The sequence below is a fragment of the Simplicispira sp. GW247-4R2A genome (assembly GCF_059424465.1).
Genome location: NZ_JBWKZM010000010.1, coordinates 93,506 through 113,401, shown reverse-complemented (window position 1 = coordinate 113,401; position 19,896 = coordinate 93,506). Strand labels below are relative to the sequence as shown.

The following is a 19,896-nucleotide window of genomic DNA, read 5'->3' as shown; positions in this document are numbered from 1 at the left end:
CGCTTTATCCTGACCCTTTGCGAGCCACCATGACGCCTTCACCCGACAAACGCATTGAACTTGGCGGTTCCGTCTGGATGACAGTGGGCGGCGAAAACCTGGGCGGCAAAGGGCGCATTGCGCTGCTCGCACTTATCGCCGAGCGCGGCTCCATCACCCACGCGGCCAAGGCCATGCAGATGAGCTACAAGGCCGCGTGGGATGCCATCGACGCCATGAACAACCTGGCCGGCGAGCCCCTGGTGGAGCGGCTCGCAGGTGGCAAGGGCGGCGGCGGCACGGTACTCACGCGCCGTGGCGTGCAGTTGGTTGAAAACTTCCAGCTGATCGAGAACGCACACCGCCGCTTCATCGCACAGCTGAGCGAGCAGGCCGAAGGCATCGCAGACGATTTTTTATTGATTCGGAGCATCAGCATGAAAACCAGTGCACGCAACCATTTCAGCGGGCCCGTCAGCCGCGTCCAGCGCGGCGCCGTCAACGACGAAATCGAAATTCAGGCCGCAGGCGGCCACAAGATCGTCGCGATCGTCACGCACGAAAGCGCCGAGAGCCTGGCGCTGGAAGTGGGCGCGCAGGCCTTTGCGCTGATCAAGGCATCTTCCATCGTCATCGTCACCGACGCTGGCGAAGCCCAATTTTCCGCGCGCAACCGGCTCACGGGCAGCATCTCGCGGCTGGTGCCGGGCGCCGTCAACACCGAGGTGGTGATCGATCTGCCTGGTGGCGGCGCGGTGGCAGCCATCATCACCAACGAGAGCGCCACATCGCTGGCGCTGGCTGTGGGCGGCGAAGCCACCGCCATTTTCAAAGCGTCCAGCGTGATCATCGGGGCACCTGCCTGAGGCGGGCAGCAACCCACCTCCCTATCCTCAAACCGCGTAGCGCTTCTCCAGCGCATCCAGCGCCGGCTTTCCCACCAGCCGCTGGCGCTCGGCAAACGGCGCCACCAAGCCGGAGTCTTCGCGCACCGAGCGCTCATCGCGCAGGACGGTGAGTGCTTTTTGCATGCCCATCACGGCGCCCTGCAGCGCGGCGTTGGCGTAGAGCACGATGCCGTAGCCCATCTGCGCAAGTTCCTCGGCACCAACGATGGGTGTCTTGCCGCCAATCACCATGTTCATGAGTTGCGGCTTGCCAAGGCGCTGCGGCAGCGTGCGAATGTGCTCGGCCGTGGTGACGGCCTCGACAAACAGAATGTCCGCCCCCGCCTCGCTGAACTTCTGTGCGCGCTCGATGGCGGCCTCGAACCCCTGCACCGCGCAGGCGTCGGTGCGCGCCAGAATCAGCAGGTTGCTGTCATGGCGCGCATCCACCGCCGCCTTGATTTTGGCCACGGCCTCTTCGGTCGAAATCACCTCCTTGCCGGCAAAGTGCCCGCAGCGCTTGGGCGCCACCTGGTCTTCGAACTGGATGCAGTCGGCCCCGGCGCGCTCGAGCACGCGCACGGTGTGGCGCACGTTCAGCGCGTTGCCAAAGCCGGTGTCGGCGTCGACGATCAGCGGCAGACTGACGGCATCGCGAATGCGCGCCGTGTGCTCGGCAATTTCATGCAGGCCCATGAAGCCCTGGTCCGGCAGGCCGAACCACATGTTGGTGACACCGGCGCCGGTCACATAGATCGCCTCGAAACCCAGGTCTTCAATCACTCGGGCCGAGAGTGCGTTGAATGCGCCGGGCACCAGCATGCCCCGGCGTGCGTTGACAAGGGCCTTGAGTTGTTGTTTGGTGTTCATGTCATTTCCTTAAGAAAAATGGGCTCTAGGGAGCCTCTGCACGAATCGCGTGGCAAGTGGGCGCTGCGGCCCGGGATGAGCTGCAAGGCGCAAACCGCAGCGATAGCCGTAGCTATCGCGAGGATTTGCAACGCTGCAGATCGCCCGAGGTCGCAGATGCACACGGCGCGACGATTCGTGCAAAGGCTCCCTAGCGCTTACTGGATATGCGCTGATAGCTATCAAATATGAATGTTTGAGCAGGTGGGTGAACTGCTGGTCGCCACAGGCGCCCGGCGGGATCTGCGCCGCATGCCGTCCGCTGATTCGAGCGATCTGCCCGTGCTGTGCAGGCGAGCGAAACGCCACTTGCTCTGTGGGGGCTGTTGGGTTTTTCGTTAAACCTCCACCACATTCCCTGGTACCCGCACCCAACCCTCCATCAAAATGCGCGCGCTGCGGCTCATCAGCGCCTTGGTGACTTGCCACTGGCCGCCCGCCTGTGCGGCTTCGGCGCCCACGCGCAGCGTGCCCGAGGGATGGCCGAAACGCACGGACTGGCGTGGTACGCCATCCTTACCGCCCTCACCGCCAGCCGCCAGGTTGACCAGCGTGCCGGGGATGGCGGCAGCCACGCCAATGGCGACCGCGGCGGTGCCCATCATGGCGTGGTGCAGTTGGCCCATGGAGAGGGCACGCACCAGCAGGTCGATGTCGCCGGCCTTGACGGGTTTGCCGCTGGACGCCGTGTAGTCGGCCGGCGGGGCGACAAAAGCAACCTTGGGCGTGTGCTGGCGCGTGGCGGCTTCGCCCAGGTTTTCGATCAGCCCCATGCGCAGGGCGCCCTGCGCGCGGATGGCTTCGAACCGGGCGAGCGCTTGCGGGTCGGTGTTGATGGCAGCTTGCAGCTCGGTGCCGGTGTAGCCCAGGTCGTGGGCGTTCAGGAAAATGGTGGGGATGCCGGCGTTGATGAGCGTGGCGGGGAAGCGGCCCACGCCGGGCACATCAAGCACGTCCACCAATGCGCCCGTCGGGAACATCGCGCCGCAGCCCTCGCCGCCGCCCTCACAGCCTCCCTCGTCCGCCGGGTCCATGAATTCCAGCGCCACTTCAGCGGCCGGGAAAGTGACGCCATCGAGCGCAAAGTCGCCCGTCTCCTGTACCTGGCCCTCGGTCATCGGCACGTGGGCAACGATGGTTTTGCCGATGTTGGCTTGCCAGATGCGAACGGTGGTCACGCCGTTTTTCGCAATGCGCGCGGCATCAATCAGCCCCATGTGGATGGCGCAGGGGCCGACGGCGGCGGAGAGGTTGCCGCAGTTGCCGCTCCAGTCCACAAAGGGTTTGTCAATGGCGACCTGGCCAAACAGGTAATCCACATCGTGGTCGGCGCGGGTGCTCTTGCTGAGGATGACGGCCTTGCTGGTGCTGGACGAGGCGTTGCCGAGGCCGTCGATCTGCTTGCCATACGGGTCGGGGCTGCCGAGCACGCGCAGCAGCAGGGCATCGCGCGCCGGGCCGGGTTGCTGGGCGGGCTCCGGCAGGTCTTGCAGGCGAAAGAACACGCCCTTGCTGGTGCCGCCGCGCAGATAGGTGGCGGGGATTTTGATTTGGGGGGCGAAGGGGGTCATGGGCGAGAGCTTTGGGCAGGCGAAGAGGTGTTGTATTGATTTGATAGCTGCTTGCGCTTATGGGATAAGCGCTAGAGGCCGATTTGACTCAATTTCATGTCTGGGCACTTTGCGGGCAGAGGCTGGGCCGGGATGTCGCGGTCAATGAGGCTGCGTGCCATGGTCCGGGATTGGGGTCAGAACACGAGTTTCGCTGCGCGAAATCGTGGTCTGACCCCAATGCCTGCGCCGCATGTGCTGCCAATCCCTGGGCACAGGGCAGCAGTGGGCCAGGCAGCACCGTTTGGCTCATGGCTTCCGCGCCAGAAAGTCTTGCGCAAAGCGCTGCAGCACGCCGCCCGCTTCGTACACCGAGACTTCATCGGCCGTATCCAGGCGGCAGGTCATGGGCACGTGCAGCATGTCGCCATTCTTGCGCGTGACGACCAGCGTGACCTGCGCTCCGGGCTGCAACTTGCCCTGCACGGCGTAGGTTTCGGTGCCATCCAGCGCCAGCGTGAGGCGCGTGGTGCCAGGCAGGAATTCCAGCGGCAGCACGCCCATGCCGATCAGGTTGGTGCGGTGGATGCGCTCGAAGCTCTCGGCCGCAATGGCTTCGACGCCCGCCAGCCGAACGCCCTTGGCGGCCCAGTCGCGCGACGACCCTTGGCCGTAGTCGGCGCCGGCCACGATGATGAGCGGCTGGCGGCGCTCCAGGTAGGTTTCGATGGCCTCCCACATGCGCATGACCTGGCCTTCGGGCTCGACGCGGGCCAGCGAACCGGCCTGCACGTGGCCCTCCTTGTCGCGCACCATTTCGTTTTTCAGCGTGGGGTTGGCGAAGGTGGCGCGCATGGCGGTGAGGTGGTCGCCGCGGTGCGTGGCGTAGGAATTGAAGTCTTCCTCGGGCAAGCCCATGGCGTGCAGGTATTCGCCCGCAGCGCTGCTGCGCAAAATGGCGTTCGAGGGCGACAGGTGGTCGGTGGTGATGTTGTCGGGCAGGAGGGCCAGCGGCCGCATGTTGGCCAGCGTGCGCGGGTTCGCGGCCAGTGCGCCAATGCCCTCGGTGTCCCAGTACGGCGGGCAGCGAATGTAGGTGGACTGCGGGCGCCAGGCGTATTGCGGGCTTACGGTTTCGCCGTTGTCCTTGCGGATGGCAAACATGGGTTCGTACACGGCACGGAACATGTCGGGCTTGACCGCACTGCGCACGATGGCGTCGATTTCTGCGTCGCTGGGCCAGATGTCTTGCAGGCGAATCTCTTGCCCATTCACCACGCCGAGCACATCCTTCTCGATGTCAAAGCGCACCGTGCCCGCCAGCGCATAGGCCACCACCAAGGGCGGCGACGCCAGGAAGGCTTGCTTGGCATAGGGGTGAATGCGGCCGTCGAAATTGCGGTTGCCTGAGAGCACGGCGGCGGTGAACAGCTTGCGGTCCACGATCTCCTGCTGAATCTGGGGGTCCAGCGCGCCGCTCATGCCGTTGCAGGTGGTGCAGGCAAAGCCGACGATGCCAAAGCCGAGCTGCTCCAGTTCGGTGAGCAAGCCCGCTTCCTGCAAATACAGCTCCACGGTCTTGGAGCCGGGCGCCAGCGACGATTTCACCCAGGGCTGGCGCACCAGGCCCAGGCGGTTGGCGTTGCGTGCCAGCAGGCCGGCGGCGATCACATTGCGCGGGTTCGAGGTGTTGGTGCACGAGGTGATGGCCGCGATGATCACCGCGCCATCGGGCAGGGTGCCCTCGCCTGCTTCGGGCATGGCCCACGCGCCGGCAATGCCCTTGGCCGCCAGGTCGGCCGTGGCCACGCGGGCATGCGGGTTCGACGGGCCGGCCAGGTTGCGCACCACGGCCGACACATCAAAGCGCAGCACGCGCTCGTACACGGCGGCCTTCAAACTGTCAGCCCACAAGCCTGCGGCCTTGGCGTAGGTCTCCACCAACTGCACCTGCTCGGCGCTGCGGCCGGTGAGCGTGAGGTAGGCCAGCGTTTGCGCGTCGATGGCAAACAGCGCGGCCGTGGCACCGTATTCGGGCGCCATGTTGGAGATGGTGGCGCGGTCGCCAATGGTCAGGCCCGGCACGCCTTCGCCGTAGAACTCCAGGTAGGCGCCCACCACTTTGGATTGGCGCAAAAACTCGGTCAGCGCCAGCACCACGTCGGTGGCCGTGATGCCGGGTTGTCGCGTACCGGTCAGCTCGACGCCAATGATTTCAGGCAGCCGCATCATCGACGGGCGCCCGAGCATCACGTTCTCGGCTTCCAGCCCGCCCACGCCCACGGCAATGACGCCCAGCGCGTCCACATGCGGGGTGTGCGAGTCGGTGCCTACGCAGGTGTCTGGATAAGCCAGGCCATCGACCGCATGCACCACGGGGGACATTTTTTCCAGGTTGATCTGGTGCATGATCCCGTTCCCCGCGGGGATGACCTGCATGTTGGCAAAGGCTTTCTTCGTCCACTCGATGAAGTGAAAGCGGTCGACGTTCCGGCGGTCTTCGATGTCGCGGTTCTTCTCAAACGCATCGGGGTCGAACCCGCCGCACTCCACGGCCAGCGAGTGGTCGACGATGAGCTGCACCGGCACCACCGGGTTCACCTGCGCCGGGTCGCCGCCCTCCTTCGCAATGGCGTCGCGCAGGCCCGCCAAATCCACCAGCGCCGTTTGGCCCAGGATGTCGTGGCAGACCACGCGCGTGGGGTACCAGGGGAAGTCGCGCTCACGCTTGCGCTCGATCAGTTGCTTGAGGCTGTCGGTGACGGTGGCGGGGTCGGCCTTGCGCACGATGTTTTCGGCGTGCACGCGCGAGGTGTAGGGCAACTGCGCCCAGGCGCCGCTCTGGAGGGCGTCCACGGCTGTGCGTGCGTCGAAGTACTGCAAGGCCGTGCCAGGCAGCGGTTGTTGATGGGGTCTTGTCATGGGGCTGGCTCGTTCTGTGGGTGGCTCACACGCGTTCGGCAATCGGTACGAAGCACTGGTCTTCGGGGCCGGTGTAGTGGGCGCTGGGGCGGATGATCTTGTTGTCCACACGCTGCTCGATCACGTGCGCCGCCCAGCCGCTGGTGCGTGCAATGACGAACAGCGGCGTGAACATGGCGGTGGGCACGCCCATCATGTGGTAGCTCACGGCGCTGAACCAGTCGAGGTTGGGGAACATGGCTTTCACCTCCCACATCACGGTCTCGAGCCGCTCGGCAATATCGAACATCTTGGTGGAACCCGCTGCTTCCGAGAGCGATTTGGCGACGCCCTTGATGACGACGTTGCGCGGGTCGCTGACGGTATAGACCGGGTGGCCAAAGCCGATGACCACTTCCTTGGCCTCGACGCGGCGGCGGATGTCGGCCTCGGCTTCGTCGGCATGGTCGTACCGCTTCTGGGTTTCGAACGCCACCTCGTTGGCGCCGCCATGCTTGGGGCCGCGCAGGGCGCCAATGGCGCCGGCGATGGACGAGTACATGTCGCTGCCGGTGCCGGCAATGACCCGGGCGGTGAAGGTGCTGGCGTTGAATTCGTGCTCGGCGTACAGGTTCAGCGAGGTGTGCATGGCACGCACCCAGGCATCGGGCGGCGTGCGGCCGTGCAGCAGGTGCAAAAAGTGCCCGCCAATCGAGTCGTCGTCTGTCTCCACGGCAATGCGCTTGCCCTGCGTGCTCCAGTGGTACCAGTACAGCAGCATGGAGCCAAGCGAGGCCATCAGCCGGTCGGCAATGTCGCGCGCGCCGGGCAGGTTGTGGTCGTCCTTCTCGGGCAGCACGCAGCCCAGCGTGGACACGCCCGTGCGCATCACATCCATTGGGTGGGCGCTGGCAGGCAGATGTTCCAGCGCGTGCTTCACGCTGGCAGGCAAGCCGCGCATGGATTGGAGCTTGGCCTTGTACGCCCGCAGCTCCGCGGCGGTGGGCAACTTGCCGTGCACCAGCAAGTGGGCGATTTCTTCAAACTCGCAGGTCTCGGCCATATCGAGAATGTCGTAGCCCCGGTAGTGCAGGTCATTGCCGGTGCGGCCCACGGTGCACAAGGCGGTGTTGCCGGCCGTCACGCCCGAGAGGGCAACGGACTTCTTGGGCTTGAAGCCCGCGGGTTGGCTGAGATCGGTCATGCGGTTTCCTTGAAAAGATAAGCGGCGGGAATCGAAATGACCGGCCCACCCAACAGGGTTCTGCTCGCGTTGGCATGTTCGCGGAAGACAACTTTTGTCGCTTGCAAAGCGTTTGCAGGATTGGTCATAATTCGCAATGTACGCAAGACTAATCGCCCATGAAATCACTGAATTGGCGATGTTTTGCGAATGAATTCTGCGATTTTGCAAATTTTGCGAATACCGAAAGGCGACAATGGCAAAGACGTTCATGGGGGTGCGATTGCGCAGCCTGCGCGCCGAGCGCGGCATGTCACAGGTGGCGTTCGCGCATGCACTGGGCCTGTCGCCCAGCTACCTCAACCAGATCGAGCAGGACCAGCGGCCGCTCACCGTGGCGGTGCTGCTCAAGATCCACCGCACGCTGGGGGTGGACATCCAGCAGTTCTCGGAAGACGAGGTGGCGCGGCTGGTGGCGCAGCTGCGCGATGCGCTGGCCGACAACCCGGCGCAAGAGGCCATCGACCTGCCCGACCTTCAGGAGCTGGCCAGCAAACTGCCCAAGGTAGGCCGCGCCATCCTGGCACTGCACCGGCGCCAGATGGAAGCCATTCAACGCATGGAAGCCCTGTCGCTGGAACTAGGCGATGGCCGCGATGCCATGACCAGCGTGCGGTCCACCTCATTCGAGGCGGTGCAGGACTTTTTCTTTGTCTACCGCAATTACTTCCACGGGCTCGACACCGCAGCCGAAGCGCTGGCGCAGGAGGCACAGGCCTCTGGCCAAACGCTTGGCAACTGGCTCACGCAGCGCCTGCTGACCCGGCACGGCGTGCGCGTGGTGCCGTCGGACGGCGAGCAGACAGGGCAGCAGCGCCGCTTTGACCCGCACAGCGGCGTGCTGTACCTCTCGCCCACGCTCAAAGCCGGACAGCAAGCGTTTCAGCTGGCGACGCAGCTCGCCCTGCTCGACATGGACGCCGCCATACAGGCCCTGGTCGACGAAGCGGCCTTCGACAACCCCGCGGCCCAGATGCTGGCGCGCATCGGCCTGGCGAACTACGTGGCGGGCGCCCTGCTGCTGCCCTATACGAAGTTTCTTCAGGCCGCAGAAAGTTTGCGCTACGACATCGACCAGCTGGCACAGCAGTTCGGCGTGGGGTTCGAGACGGTGTGCCACCGCCTGAGCACGCTGCAACGCCCGGGCGCACCAGGGGTGCCGTTTTTCTTCATGCGTTTGGACCGGTCGGGCAACATCTCCAAGCGCCAGTCGGCGACACACTTCCACTTTTCCAAGACCGGCGGCACCTGCCCGCTGTGGAACGTGTACGAGGCGTTCTCACAACCGGGACGCGTGCTGCCGCAACTGGCCAGCATGCCCGACGGCCGGGCCTACCTCTGGATCGCCCGCAGCGTCTCGCATGGCGCGCGCGGCTATGGCTCGCCACGCAAGACGTTTTCGCTTGCCCTGGGCTGCGACATCCAGTACGCGCCGCGCCTCGTGTACTCCAAAGGCCTGGACCTGAAGGACCCCAACGCGGCCACGCCTATCGGCATGGGCTGCAAGGTCTGCGAGCGCACCGCCTGCCCGCAGCGGGCCTTTCCGTTCGTCGGCCAGCCCCTGCGGGTGAACGAGAACGAGAGCTGGTTTTCCCCGTATTCGGTAGAGCAGGCACCGCCGCCTGCCCCCATGGCCCCGCCCCCTGCGCCCACGGGCGTGCACCGCATACGGCGCTGACCCGGCCGCTTGGCCCTTTGAACAAGCTCTTAGCTCTTACCCTGCCGCGAGCTCTTCCCGCAGCACCTTGGCCGCACCCACCATGCTCGCCAGCGCCGCGCGCGTCTCGGGCCAGCCGCGCGTTTTGAGGCCGCAGTCGGGGTTGATCCACAGGTTCTCGCGCGGCACCACCGCCACGGCTTTGCGCATCAGGCGAAGGATTTCGTCCTGCGTGGGCACGCGCGGTGAATGGATGTCGTACACGCCTGGGCCAATCTCGTTCGGGTACTGAAAATCGCCAAAACCGCGCAGCAGCTCCATGTCGGAGCGGCTGGTTTCAATGGTGATCACGTCGGCATCCATGGCGGCGATCTCGGGCAGGATGTCGTTGAACTCCGAGTAGCACATGTGGGTGTGGATTTGCGTGTCGTCCGCCACGCCCGAGGCGCTGATGCGAAACGCCCGCGTGGCCTGCGCCAGGTAGGGCTTCCAGCCGGCGCGGCGCAGGGGCAGGCCTTCGCGGATGGCGGGCTCGTCGATTTGCACGATGCCGATGCCGGCGCGCTCCAGGTCGACCACTTCGTCGCGAATCGCCCAGGCAATTTGCTCGGTGGTGACGCTGCGCGGCTGGTCGTCGCGCACAAAAGACCATTGCAGCAGGGTGATGGGGCCGGTCAGCATGCCTTTGACGGGCTTGGTGGTCAGGCTCTGGGCGAAGGCGGTCCAGGCCACTGTCATGGCGCGGGGGCGGGCCACGTCGCCGTAGATCACCGGAGGTTTGACGCAGCGCGAGCCGTACGACTGCACCCAGCCGTTTTGCGTGAAGGCAAAGCCGTCGAGCTGCTCGCCAAAGTATTCGACCATGTCGTTGCGCTCGGCTTCGCCGTGCACCAGGACATCAATGCCGAGGGCTTCCTGCTCGCGCACCGCCAGGGTGATTTCTTCTTCCATCTTCTGGCGGTAATCCGCCTCGCCCAGCGCGCCGCGCTTGAAGGCGGCGCGGGCGGCGCGAATGGCCGGCGTCTGCGGGAACGAACCGATGGTGGTGGTGGGCAGCGGCGGCAGCGCAAAACGTGCCCGCTGCTGGCGCTGGCGCTGGACAAAGGTTGATGCACGCCGCTCGTCGCCATCGGTGGCGCGCGCCAGGCGCAGGCGCACATCGGCACGGTGTACGCGGGGGCTGGCACGCCGCGCAGCGATGGCTCTGCGGCTGACGTTGAGCTCCCCGGCGACGGACGCCGTGCCGTTGTCCAGCGCAGCGCGCAGCAGGCGCAATTCACCGAGTTTTTCCATGGCAAAGGCCATCCAGGACTGGATCTCGGCGTCCAATGTTTGCTCGGCTTCCAGACTGAACGGCACATGCAACAGGCTGCACGAGGGGGCCAGCCAGAGCTCGCCCCGGTGCTTGTCGGCCACGGGGCGCAGGCACTTCAGCGCGGCATCGACGTCGGTGCGCCAGATGTTGCGGCCATCGACGATACCCACCGACAGCACCTTGTGTGCAGGCAGCCAGTCGGCCACGCCGACCAGTTCGTGCGGGGCGCGCACGGCATCCACATGCAGGCCGGCCACGGGGAGCTGGCAGGCCAGGCGCAGGTTGTCTTCCAGCGGTGAGAAGTAGGTGGCCAGCAGGATGTGCGGCGCCGAGCGGGCCAGTTGCCAATAGCTGCGCTCAAAGGCGTTGCGCCAGTCGGCGGGCAGGTCGAGGCCCAGGATGGGCTCGTCCACCTGCACCCAGGTGACGCCCTGCTGCTTGAGCCGGGTGAGGATGTGTTCGTACACGGGCAGCAAGGCGTCGAGCAGTGAGAGGCGGTCCAGCCCGGCCTGCTTCTCTTTGCCGAGGTACAAGAAACTCAGCGGCCCGAGCAGCACCGCCTTGACAGGGTGGCCCAGCGCCTGGGCCTCGGCCACTTCGTCAAACAAGCGGGTAGACGCCAGCTTGAATTCCGTGGTGCTTGAGAATTCGGGCACCAGGTAGTGGTAGTTGGTGTCGAACCACTTGGTCATTTCCAGCGCAAAACCTTGGGCGTGGCTCGCGCAGCAGCCACTGTGCTGCGCCTTACCCGTCACGCCGCGCGCCATTGAAAAATAGCGCGACAGCTCCGACTCGGTCCCGGCAAAGCCAAAACGCGTGGGCTCGCAGCCCAGCAGTTGAATATGGTTGGCCACATGGTCGTAGTAGGCGAAATCGCCCACGGTGACGAAGGCAAGGCCGGCATCGCGCTGGGCTTGCCAGTGCGCCTGGCGCAAGGTGGCGCCGACCTCCTCCAGCGCGGCTTCGCCGATCTCGCCGCGCCAGTGTTTTTCAAGGGCGAATTTGAGTTCGCGGTGGGCGCCCATGCGGGGGAATCCAAGGGTATGTGTGCGAAGTGTTTTCATAACCACGATGGTCGAACTTCTGCGTTTATTATTCAAACGAAAAATATCCAAGATCAACTTGAATCAATTTCATGACGCAATCGATTCTTGAAATCCGCCACCTGCGCACCCTCGCTGCCCTGCGCGATACCGGCAGCCTGGTGCGCGCTGCGCAATTGCTGCACCTGACGCAATCGGCCCTGTCGCACCAGATCAAGCAGCTGGAGGCGCATTTCGGCGGCGCGCTGTTCGAGCGCAAATCGGTGCCGCCGCAGTTCAGTGCCATTGGCCTGCGCCTGCTCACACTCGCCGACACCCTGCTGCCGCAAGTGCAAGAGGCCGAGCGCGATGTCGCCCGCCTGGGCCAGGCAGGGGCCGGGCAACTGCGCATCGTGGTCGAGTGCCACACCTGCTTTGACTGGCTGATGCCGGCGATGGACGCGTTTCGCACCGGCTGGCCCGAGATCGAGCTGGACATCGTCTCGGGCTTTCACCCCGACCCGATTGCCTTGCTGCTGCAAGACCGCGCCGAGGTCGCCATCGTCTCGGAGCCCGACCCCGACGAGGCGGTGGATTTCCACCCACTGTTCAGCTTTGAGATTCTGGCGCTGCTGGCCAACCACCACCCGCTGGCCGACAAGGCGCGCCTGGCCGCCGAAGACTTTGCCGACCAGACACTCATCACCTACCCGGTGCCCGACGACATGCTCGACATCCTGCGCCAGGTGCTCACCCCCGCTGGCGTGGCGCCCGCACACCGCCGTACCACTGAGCTGACGGTTGCCATGCTGCAACTGGTGGCCAGCGGCCGCGGCATCGCCACCCTGCCCCGCTGGGCCGTGCAGGGCTACCTCGACCGCCACTACATTGCCGCGCGCCCCGTCGGCCCGGCAGGCTTGACCGGGCGCCTCTACATGGCCAGCACCGCCACCACCAGCGCCCGCCCGTGGATGGCCGACTTCGTGCAGACGACACGCGAGACCTGCTTCAAGAACTTTCCGGGGATAGCGCTGCTGTAGCCGCGAGCGGCGCAGGCTTGGGGTCGAAGGACGATTTCCCGCAGGGAAACGCGTGCTTCAACCCCAATGCCGAGCGGTTAGGCACGGCCTTGGTGCGCTGCCTGCATCGTGGGGAAGGGCCGGCCATCACAGCGGTCGGCGTAGGTGCGTCAATATTTGGGTAAATAGGCCTACAACGCTTATCCCATAAGCGCTAGAAGCTATCTATTTGATAGTATTGATAAGCTGATTTTGCAGATTTGCATCCACTGTAACCCGGCACGCGCAACCCAACTGCACCAGCAGACCTGTACCACCGCAGAGCCAAACGACGATCCGCCCAGCGTGGGGTTGGTGCCGCCCTCGAAATCATGTGACAATTGAAATCACATGAAAAGAAACGAACGGCTTTCTATCGCCCTGCACGCCTTGCTGCACTTGGCACTCAAGCCGGAGGCCTCAATGACCTCTGCCGAAATGTCGGCCTGCATCGGCTCCGACCCCGCCGTCATCCGCCGCACACTGGCCGGCTTGCGTGAGGCTGGCATTCTGCAAACGCGCAAGGGCCACGGCGGCGGCTGGCAACTGGCCAGACCCTTGGCGGACCTGAATCTCAAGCAGGTCCAGGACGCTATCGGTGCGCGGATATTCCCGGCGCCCACACGCACCGAGAGCCCCGGTTGCCTCGTCGAGCAAGCAGTGGAAGCAGCACTGGACGGCGCCTTGGCCCAAGCGGCCGCTTTTCTGGATGCGCGGCTGGAGGGCATCGACCTGCAAACCATCGCCGCCGACGTGGCGCGCAAACACGCACACACGAAAGCCCCCTCATGACACCCACCCGACACCAAACCGTCGCGATTGGCGACGGGCTCACGCTGCACGTGGCCGAACAGGGCCAGGGCCCCGCCGTATTGCTGTGCCACGGTTTTCCTGAAACCAGCCATGCCTGGCGCCACCAACTGCCGGCTCTGGCAGCGGCGGGCTACCGCGCCATTGCGCCAGACCTGCGGGGTTACGGCAGCAGCAGCGCACCCACAGACCAGGAGCAGTATTCGATCCTGCACCTGGTCGGCGACCTTGTCGCCCTGCTGGACACGTTGGCGCTCGACCGTGCAGTCATCGTCGGAAGCGACTGGGGTGCCACCATCGCATGGCACGCAACCTTGTTGCGCCCAGACCGGTTTTGCGCCGTGGCGGCGCTGGGTGTGCCCATGATGGGGCGCCCACCACGCCCGCCCAGCCAGCTGTTTCCACAGAATGCCGAGGCGCTGTTCTATACCCTCTACTTCCAGCAGCCCGGCGTGGCGGAACAAGAGTTGGAACGCGACGTGGCGACCACCCTGCGCAAGCTGCTGTTCGCCGCGTCCGGTGACGCCGGCCCGCGCCTTCCGGGCAACCACACACCCAACCCATTTGGCATGGTCTCACGTGCGCAAGGCCTGCTCGCGCCGTTGAACACTCCGGCACAACTGCCGGCATGGCTTGAAGAAGAAGACCTTGCAGCCTTCGTGCGCGCTTTCTCCACAAGCGGGTTCCAGGGTGGGCTGAATTACTACCGCAATCTGGACCGCAACCGGGAGCTGATGGCAATGTTCAGCGGCCTGAAGGTGCAGGTGCCTGCCCTTTTCATGGTGGGTGAACGCGATGCCGGGCTGGCCATGCCGGGCATGCGGGACATCATCGCTGCCATGCCAGCCCTGGTGCCGCACCTCACGCGCAGCGCGATCATCGAACGCGCCGGTCACTGGCTTGCACAAGAGCGCCCACAGGAGGTGAACGCCTTGCTGATCGACTTTCTCAACCAACTGGCAGGCAACGGCACTGCATGAGGTAAGCACCATGGCCATGAACCCTTTTGACGACCCGCAGGCCGTTGCCACTTATGCAGAGCAGCCACCCAAACTGGTCCCCGGATTCGCGGACCTGCAGCGCATGTGCATGCTGCTCATGGCCGAAAGGGCGCCGCAGGACGCTCGCGTCCTGGTGCTGGGCGCTGGGGGCGGCCTGGAGCTCGATCTGTTTGCGCGCACGCACGCGCGTTGGCAGTTCGACGGTGTCGACCCCTCTGCAGAAATGCTGCGCCTGGCCCGAAACCGGGTGCAAGCGCACATCTCCCGCGTACGCCTGCACCATGGCTATATCTACGATGCGCCCTCCGGCCCTTTTGATACAGCCTGCAGTTTGTTGACGCTGCATTTCATTGCCCGCGAGGAACGTCTGCGTACGCTTATGGAGGTCCGGCACCGCATGCGCGCGGGCGCACCCTTCGTAGCAGCACACTTCAGCTTCCCGCAAGAGGCCTCGAAACGCGAGCGATGGCTCTCGCGCAACAAGGCATTCGCCATCGCGTCGGGCATCGCACCCGACAATGCCGAGCGCGCCCGTGCCGGCATCGGTTCACAGCTCCCCATTCTTTCTCCAGAAGAGGATGAATCACTGCTACGGGACTCCGGATTCACGGATGTCGAGCTGTTCTATGCCGCCTTTGGGTTCCGCGGTTGGGTGGCGAGCGCGTGATGAATGTCCAATTTCCAAGGAGCGGCCTGCTGTTCAGCTTCACAAACCTGGTGCTACTCGTGACAGATAGATGGCTGCAAGCAGCGCGAGAGATATGCACTAAATAGGCCTCTAGCGCTTATCCCATAATCGTTAGTAGCTATTTATTTAATAGCTAAAACTTCTGGACAAACACGGCCATGGCGGGCGCTACAACGCGAAACCGCTTCCGTCACACCATCAATCCGCGAAGCGAGCCGCATACCGAGAGCAACTGCGGCGCATCCATTCGGCCGATGATGTTGCGCGCGACAGACCCGATGATCTGCTGCGCACCCATGAGCCCGACGCTGGCCGACTGCTCAATCAGGAATCCCGCCTTGGCCTTTTTCAGCGGCACCAGAAAATAGCCGTCGAAGCCACTCTTCATCAAGTCAAGCACGATATCCGCAAGAGCACCACGGTGGGCGGTGGGGTCGGGCGCACTCTCGATCAACGCCAAGACCGCAAGCGTTTTATGGCGCAGCTCCACGGAATGGAAGAAGCGCAGAAACGGCTTGGCTGGCGCTGCGCGGCGTGTCGACGGTCGGACGACGCTCTTCGCTGGGGGGGAAACCTTGGCTTTTGAGGACGCGGCCATGGGGTCTTGGCGCTCAGCCTTTCTTGCCGCCCATGACCAGCAAGAGCCCACCGACCACGATGGCCCCTATGCCAGCCCACATAGGCACATTGACCGTCTGCTTCTCCTTGGCGGAGATCTCGAGCGTGCCAATCTTGACCACCGTGGTGTCCTTCGTATAGCTGAAGCCCCCATAGGCCAGCCCGAGAATTCCGGCAATGACCAGGGCAATGCCTACCGCTTTGATTGGGTTCATGGGGTCGGACTCCTGCATTTGGCACCCATGCCCCGCCGTCGGCGACGATGAAGCGGGTGCCATTGCGCCTATTGAAACACGAACCCGGTAAACCGAGACAAACGCTGGCGACTCCCGCCATGGGTCGATGGCAGCGGATACGGCCGCCTGGCGCCCGCGCTCAGAGCAGCACGATGTCGTACTGCTCCTGGCCCATGGCGGCCTCGGTTTGCAGCGAAATGGGTTTGCCGATGAAGTCCGACAGGCCGGCCAGGTGGGCGCTTTCCTCGTCAAGGAACAGCTCGACCACCGCAGCCGAAGCAATCACGCGGAACTCGCGCGGGTTGAACTGGCGGGCTTCGCGCAGGATTTCGCGCAGGATGTCGTAGCACACGCTGCGCGCGGTTTTGACGCTGCCTTTGCCCTGGCAGGCAGCGCAGGGCTCGCACAGCATGTGGGCGAGTGATTCGCGCGTGCGCTTGCGCGTCATCTCGACCAGGCCCAGGTTCGAAAACCCCCCGGCCATGGTTTTCACGCGGTCGCGCGCCAGGTGCTTGCGAAACTCGGCCAGCACGGCACTCTGGTGCTCTTCGCGCAGCATGTCGATGAAATCGACAATGACGATGCCGCCCAGGTTGCGCAGACGCAATTGGCGGGCGATGGCGCCGGCGGCCTCCAGGTTGGTCTTGAAGATGGTGTCATCGAAGTTGCGCGCGCCCACGTAGCCGCCGGTGTTCACGTCCACCGTGGTCAGCGCCTCGGTCTGGTCGATGATGAGGTAGCCGCCCGATTTGAGGTCCACGCGCCGCCCCAGCGCACGGGCGATTTCCTCGTCAATTGCATACAGGTCGAAAACCGGGCGCTCGCCCTTGTAGTGCTGCAGCTTGGCGGCTGCGGCCGGCATGAACTCCAGGCCAAAGGCGCGCAGACGCTGGAACTGTTCCAGCGAATCGATGCGAATGCTTTGCGTGTGCTCGCCCACCAGGTCGCGCAGCACACGCTGCAGCAAATCGAGGTCCTGGTGCAAAAGCGAGAGCGGCGGTTGGCGCAGCGCGGCATCCTTGATGCGCGCCCAGGTCTTGCGCAGGTAGGCGATGTCGTCGGCCAACTCGGCGTCGGTGGCGTCTTCGCCGTTGGTGCGCAGGATGAAGCCGCCCCCGCCGCCCGAGGCCTTGTCGCCCACCAGGGCCTGCAGGCGCACGCGCAGCGATTCGCGTTCGCCCACGGGTATTTTTTGCGAGACACCCACATGCTCGTCCTGTGGCAAAAACACCAGCAGCCGCCCAGCCACGCTGATCTGTGTCGAGAGGCGCGCGCCCTTGCTGCCGATCGGGTCCTTGATGACCTGCACCATCAGCGCCTGGCCTTCGAACACCTGCTTTTCAATCGGCACCTGCGGCTCGCTCTTGCGCGCCAGCGCACCGGCGTCGCCGTCCGGATGGCGCTGCCAGACATCGGCCACATGCAGAAACGCGGCGCGCTCGAGCCCAATGTCGATGAACGCCGACTGCATGCCCGGCAGCACGCGCGAGACTTTGCCCAGGTAGACGTTACCGACCAGGCCGCGCTCGAGCGTGCGCTCGACATGCAGCTCCTGCACCGCGCCGTGCTCGACCACGGCCACGCGCGTCTCCTGGGGCGACCAGTTGATCAGGATGTCTTGTTGCATGGTGGTGGGGCTCATTCATTCCTTTTCTAAATCAAACAATGACTTTGTCGGCTTCACTTGGCCAGTAAGCTTGTACTGTTTGCGCGTCGCCTTCGCGTACTCGATTGATTGAGAAACCGAATCAGACAGCAAAACCGGCGGCGCGCAGCAGTTGCGCAGTTTCAAACAAAGGCAGCCCCATGATGCCCGAATAGCTGCCGCGCAGCACAGGAATGAAGGCGCCGGCCCGCCCTTGCACCGCATAAGCCCCAGCCTTGCCCAGCGGCTCGCCAGTGGCGACATAAGCGGCGATCTGTTCAGGCGCCAACGCGGCAAACTGCACCGTGGACACCGACACCGCTGCCAGCCGCTTGGCGCCCACCTGCAGCGCCACGGCGGTGAGCACGCGGTGGCTGCGGCCGGCCAGCTCGCCCAGCATGCGCGCCGCATCTTGTGCATCTTCGGGCTTGCCATACATGCGCCGGCCCAGCGCCACCGTGGTGTCCGAGCACAGGATGGGCGCGGCGGGCAGGCCCCGGCGGGCGTGGCGCTGCACTGCCGCATCGAGCTTGAGGCCGGTGACACGTTCCACATAGGCTTTGGGCGCTTCACCGGGCCGCTGCAGCTCGATGGCTTCAGCGTCCTCAAAGGTGTCGCCCTCGGCGTTGGGCAGCAGCAAGGTGTGGCGCACGCCCAACTGATCCAGCAACTGGCTGCGGCGCGGACTCTGCGAGGCAAGGTAGAGAAAGTCTGGCATAAGCTTTTATGGGTCAAATTGGCCTCCAGCGCTTACCCCACTTGCGCTAGCAGCTATTGATTGAATAGTATTTTGCACCGCCCTGCACGGCCGGGCGGCGTCGCTTGCCCTATTCCCGATGGTAGGGGTGGCCGGCGTTGACCGACCAGGCGCGGTAGAGCTGCTCGATCAGCAGGACCCGCACCATGGCGTGCGGCAGCGTCAGGTCCGACAGACGAATGCGCTCGTGCGCCGCCTGGCGAAACGCCGGCTCCAGTCCGTCGGGCCCGCCAATGACCAGCGCCACGTCGTTGCCGCTCAGTTGCCAGCCAGTCAGCCGCTCGGCCAGGGCCTTGGTGGTGAGGCTGGTGCCGCGTTCATCGAGCACCACCACGCGCGTGCCTTTGGGAATGGCCGCCGCGATGCGCTCGCGCTCGGCGGCAACGAGCGTCTCCAGCGTCTTGGAGCCGCGCGGCTCGGTCTTGACCGCCTTGAGTTCGACCTTGAGCTCGGGTGGAAAGCGCTTGGCGTAGTCGTCGTAGGCGCTGCTGGCCCAATCGGGCACGCGCTGGCCGACGGCCACGATCAGCAGGCGCATGCTTCAGGCCTTGCGTGTTACGCCTTGCGGCTGGGGCTCTTGCGTGCGGGGGCTTTGGCAGCGGGCGACTTCCGGGCGGCTGGCGCTGGGGCCGGTGCGGCCTTGGCGGCAGGGCTGGCGCGCTTGGCGGGGGCTGCCTTTTTCACCGGTGCGGCGCTCTTGGCAGGCGCTGCCTTTTTGGCGGGAGCGCCGGCGCTGCGGGGCTTGACCACCAGTTTCTGAATAGTCGCTGTCTTGGCGGCTGGCGCCTTGCCGGCTGTTTTGGCGGCGGCCTTGGGCGCTGCTTTTGGGGCGGCCTTCAGAGCCACTTGCGGAGCCGCCTTCGCCGGCGCCTTGGCAGCAGCCCTGGCCGGCGCAGCGGACCGCGAAGCGGCTTTGCGGGCCGGTGCCTTGGCGGCGGGCGCTGCGGTGGGAGCGCTGGCGCCCTTGCGCGGCGCCGCCTTCTTGGCGGGTGCGGCAGCTTCTGTCGCCGCCGCTGCCTTGGCGGCGCGGCGCGCGGCCGTCTTCACGGGCACCTTGGCTTCTGGCGCCACGGGCTTGGCGGCGCCCAGCTTGAGGCGCACGGGCATCTCGCCCCACAGCTCTTCCAACCGGTAGTACTGGCGAATGCCGGGCTGCATGATGTGCGCCACGGCGGCGCCGCAGTCCACGATGATCCATTCGCCGTTTTCTTCACCTTCGGTGCGCGGCTTGGGGAAACCGGCTTCCTTCACCGCATCGCGCACGCTGGCGGCCAGTGCCTTGGTTTGGCGATTCGACGTGCCGGACGCCACGATGACGCGCTCGAACAGCGGCGAGAGGTGCTCGGTATTGAACACCTGAATGTCCTGAGCCTTCACGTCTTCGAGGCCATCCACAATGGCGCGCTGGAGTTTCGCAACGTCTTTCTTGGCGGCGGATTCGGAGGTTTTGGAAGTGGTCATCAGGTGGTGTGAAAGGTGAGCAGGGTGAAGGCAATATAGCGCGGGCATTCGAGGGCGGCCAGCATCTCCGGCATCGTCCGCGCGCCACCGCACAAAAAATCAAATAAAAATTGGCTCTACCGCTTGCATGGCAAGCGTTATAAGCTATTCAAATTATAG

The 19,896-nt window shown here is 64.8% G+C and carries 18 protein-coding genes; 6 read left to right on the top strand and 12 right to left on the bottom strand.

The window, feature by feature from the left end:
* Positions 1 to 29: 29 nt before the first annotated feature.
* On the top strand, positions 30 to 845 hold the full coding sequence (locus AC07ZH_RS09065) for a TOBE domain-containing protein (RefSeq protein WP_495199451.1): 816 nt from the start codon (positions 30 to 32) through the stop codon (positions 843 to 845).
* A gap of 27 nt (positions 846 to 872) precedes the next feature.
* Here the strand turns inward: AC07ZH_RS09065 and AC07ZH_RS09060 are convergent, their stop codons facing one another.
* The 5 genes from AC07ZH_RS09060 to AC07ZH_RS09040 all read right to left on the bottom strand — a co-directional run bounded on the left by AC07ZH_RS09060 (position 873) and on the right by AC07ZH_RS09040 (position 7,558).
* Positions 873 to 1,736 carry an isocitrate lyase/PEP mutase family protein gene (locus AC07ZH_RS09060; protein ID WP_495199450.1) on the bottom strand — a complete coding sequence of 288 codons (864 nt, stop codon included), beginning with the start codon at positions 1,734 to 1,736 and terminating at the stop codon, positions 873 to 875.
* A gap of 377 nt (positions 1,737 to 2,113) precedes the next feature.
* Positions 2,114 to 3,346 carry a 2-methylaconitate cis-trans isomerase PrpF gene (prpF, locus tag AC07ZH_RS09055; protein WP_495199449.1) on the bottom strand — a complete coding sequence of 411 codons (1,233 nt, stop codon included), beginning with the start codon at positions 3,344 to 3,346 and terminating at the stop codon, positions 2,114 to 2,116.
* A 288-nt stretch (positions 3,347 to 3,634) separates the two neighbouring features.
* Complete coding sequence (acnD, locus tag AC07ZH_RS09050) at positions 3,635 to 6,247, bottom strand: Fe/S-dependent 2-methylisocitrate dehydratase AcnD (protein WP_495199448.1); 2,613 nt, start codon at positions 6,245 to 6,247, stop codon at positions 3,635 to 3,637.
* A 25-nt stretch (positions 6,248 to 6,272) separates the two neighbouring features.
* Positions 6,273 to 7,430, bottom strand: coding sequence for a bifunctional 2-methylcitrate synthase/citrate synthase (gene prpC / locus AC07ZH_RS09045; RefSeq protein ID WP_495199447.1), 1,158 nt, complete (start codon positions 7,428 to 7,430; stop codon positions 6,273 to 6,275).
* Positions 7,427 to 7,558: a hypothetical protein gene (locus tag AC07ZH_RS09040; RefSeq protein WP_495199446.1), complete on the bottom strand. Its 132-nt coding sequence runs from the start codon at positions 7,556 to 7,558 to the stop codon at positions 7,427 to 7,429. Before AC07ZH_RS09040 ends, prpC begins: the two co-directional genes overlap by 4 nt.
* A gap of 107 nt (positions 7,559 to 7,665) precedes the next feature.
* Here AC07ZH_RS09040 and AC07ZH_RS09035 point away from each other — a divergent pair, with 107 nt between their 5' ends.
* Positions 7,666 to 9,147, top strand: coding sequence for a short-chain fatty acyl-CoA regulator family protein (locus AC07ZH_RS09035; protein ID WP_495199445.1), 1,482 nt, complete (start codon positions 7,666 to 7,668; stop codon positions 9,145 to 9,147).
* A 36-nt stretch (positions 9,148 to 9,183) separates the two neighbouring features.
* Here the strand turns inward: AC07ZH_RS09035 and metE are convergent, their stop codons facing one another.
* Positions 9,184 to 11,505 carry a 5-methyltetrahydropteroyltriglutamate--homocysteine S-methyltransferase gene (gene metE, locus AC07ZH_RS09030; protein ID WP_495199444.1) on the bottom strand — a complete coding sequence of 774 codons (2,322 nt, stop codon included), beginning with the start codon at positions 11,503 to 11,505 and terminating at the stop codon, positions 9,184 to 9,186.
* Between the two features lie 71 nt (positions 11,506 to 11,576).
* On the opposite strand from metE, the gene AC07ZH_RS09025 reads away from it, so the two are divergent.
* The 4 genes from AC07ZH_RS09025 (at position 11,577) to AC07ZH_RS09010 (ending at position 14,999) form a co-directional block, all read left to right on the top strand.
* Positions 11,577 to 12,503 (top strand): LysR family transcriptional regulator, encoded by a 927-nt coding sequence (locus tag AC07ZH_RS09025; protein ID WP_495199443.1) that lies wholly within the window; start codon positions 11,577 to 11,579, stop codon positions 12,501 to 12,503.
* A 369-nt stretch (positions 12,504 to 12,872) separates the two neighbouring features.
* Entirely contained in the window at positions 12,873 to 13,313 is a 441-nt protein-coding gene (locus AC07ZH_RS09020; RefSeq protein WP_495199442.1) for an Rrf2 family transcriptional regulator, read from the top strand.
* The gene (locus AC07ZH_RS09015; protein WP_495199441.1) at positions 13,310 to 14,311 is read left to right on the top strand and encodes an alpha/beta fold hydrolase; all 1,002 of its coding nucleotides are present in this window, start codon (positions 13,310 to 13,312) and stop codon (positions 14,309 to 14,311) included. Before AC07ZH_RS09020 ends, AC07ZH_RS09015 begins: the two co-directional genes overlap by 4 nt.
* 16 nt (positions 14,312 to 14,327) lie before the next feature.
* Complete coding sequence (locus AC07ZH_RS09010; protein ID WP_119108481.1) at positions 14,328 to 14,999, top strand: class I SAM-dependent methyltransferase; 672 nt, start codon at positions 14,328 to 14,330, stop codon at positions 14,997 to 14,999.
* A gap of 211 nt (positions 15,000 to 15,210) precedes the next feature.
* On the opposite strand, the gene AC07ZH_RS09005 is transcribed toward AC07ZH_RS09010, so the two are convergent.
* The 6 genes from AC07ZH_RS09005 to rsfS form a co-directional block, all read right to left on the bottom strand.
* On the bottom strand, positions 15,211 to 15,618 hold the full coding sequence (locus tag AC07ZH_RS09005) for a hypothetical protein (protein WP_495199440.1): 408 nt from the start codon (positions 15,616 to 15,618) through the stop codon (positions 15,211 to 15,213).
* A 13-nt stretch (positions 15,619 to 15,631) separates the two neighbouring features.
* A complete protein-coding gene (locus AC07ZH_RS09000; protein WP_119108480.1) occupies positions 15,632 to 15,853 on the bottom strand; it encodes a hypothetical protein in 222 nt (73 codons plus the stop codon).
* A gap of 160 nt (positions 15,854 to 16,013) precedes the next feature.
* Positions 16,014 to 17,501, bottom strand: coding sequence for a ribonuclease G (gene rng, locus AC07ZH_RS08995; RefSeq protein WP_495199467.1), 1,488 nt, complete (start codon positions 17,499 to 17,501; stop codon positions 16,014 to 16,016).
* A gap of 121 nt (positions 17,502 to 17,622) precedes the next feature.
* Complete coding sequence (locus AC07ZH_RS08990; RefSeq protein ID WP_495199439.1) at positions 17,623 to 18,237, bottom strand: Maf family protein; 615 nt, start codon at positions 18,235 to 18,237, stop codon at positions 17,623 to 17,625.
* Positions 18,238 to 18,346: 109 nt separating this feature from the next.
* Positions 18,347 to 18,814, bottom strand: a complete 468-nt coding sequence (gene rlmH, locus AC07ZH_RS08985; RefSeq protein WP_495199438.1) for a 23S rRNA (pseudouridine(1915)-N(3))-methyltransferase RlmH — start codon at positions 18,812 to 18,814, stop codon at positions 18,347 to 18,349.
* 17 nt (positions 18,815 to 18,831) lie between these two features.
* Positions 18,832 to 19,737 carry a ribosome silencing factor gene (gene rsfS / locus AC07ZH_RS08980; protein ID WP_495199437.1) on the bottom strand — a complete coding sequence of 302 codons (906 nt, stop codon included), beginning with the start codon at positions 19,735 to 19,737 and terminating at the stop codon, positions 18,832 to 18,834.
* Positions 19,738 to 19,896 lie beyond the last annotated feature (159 nt).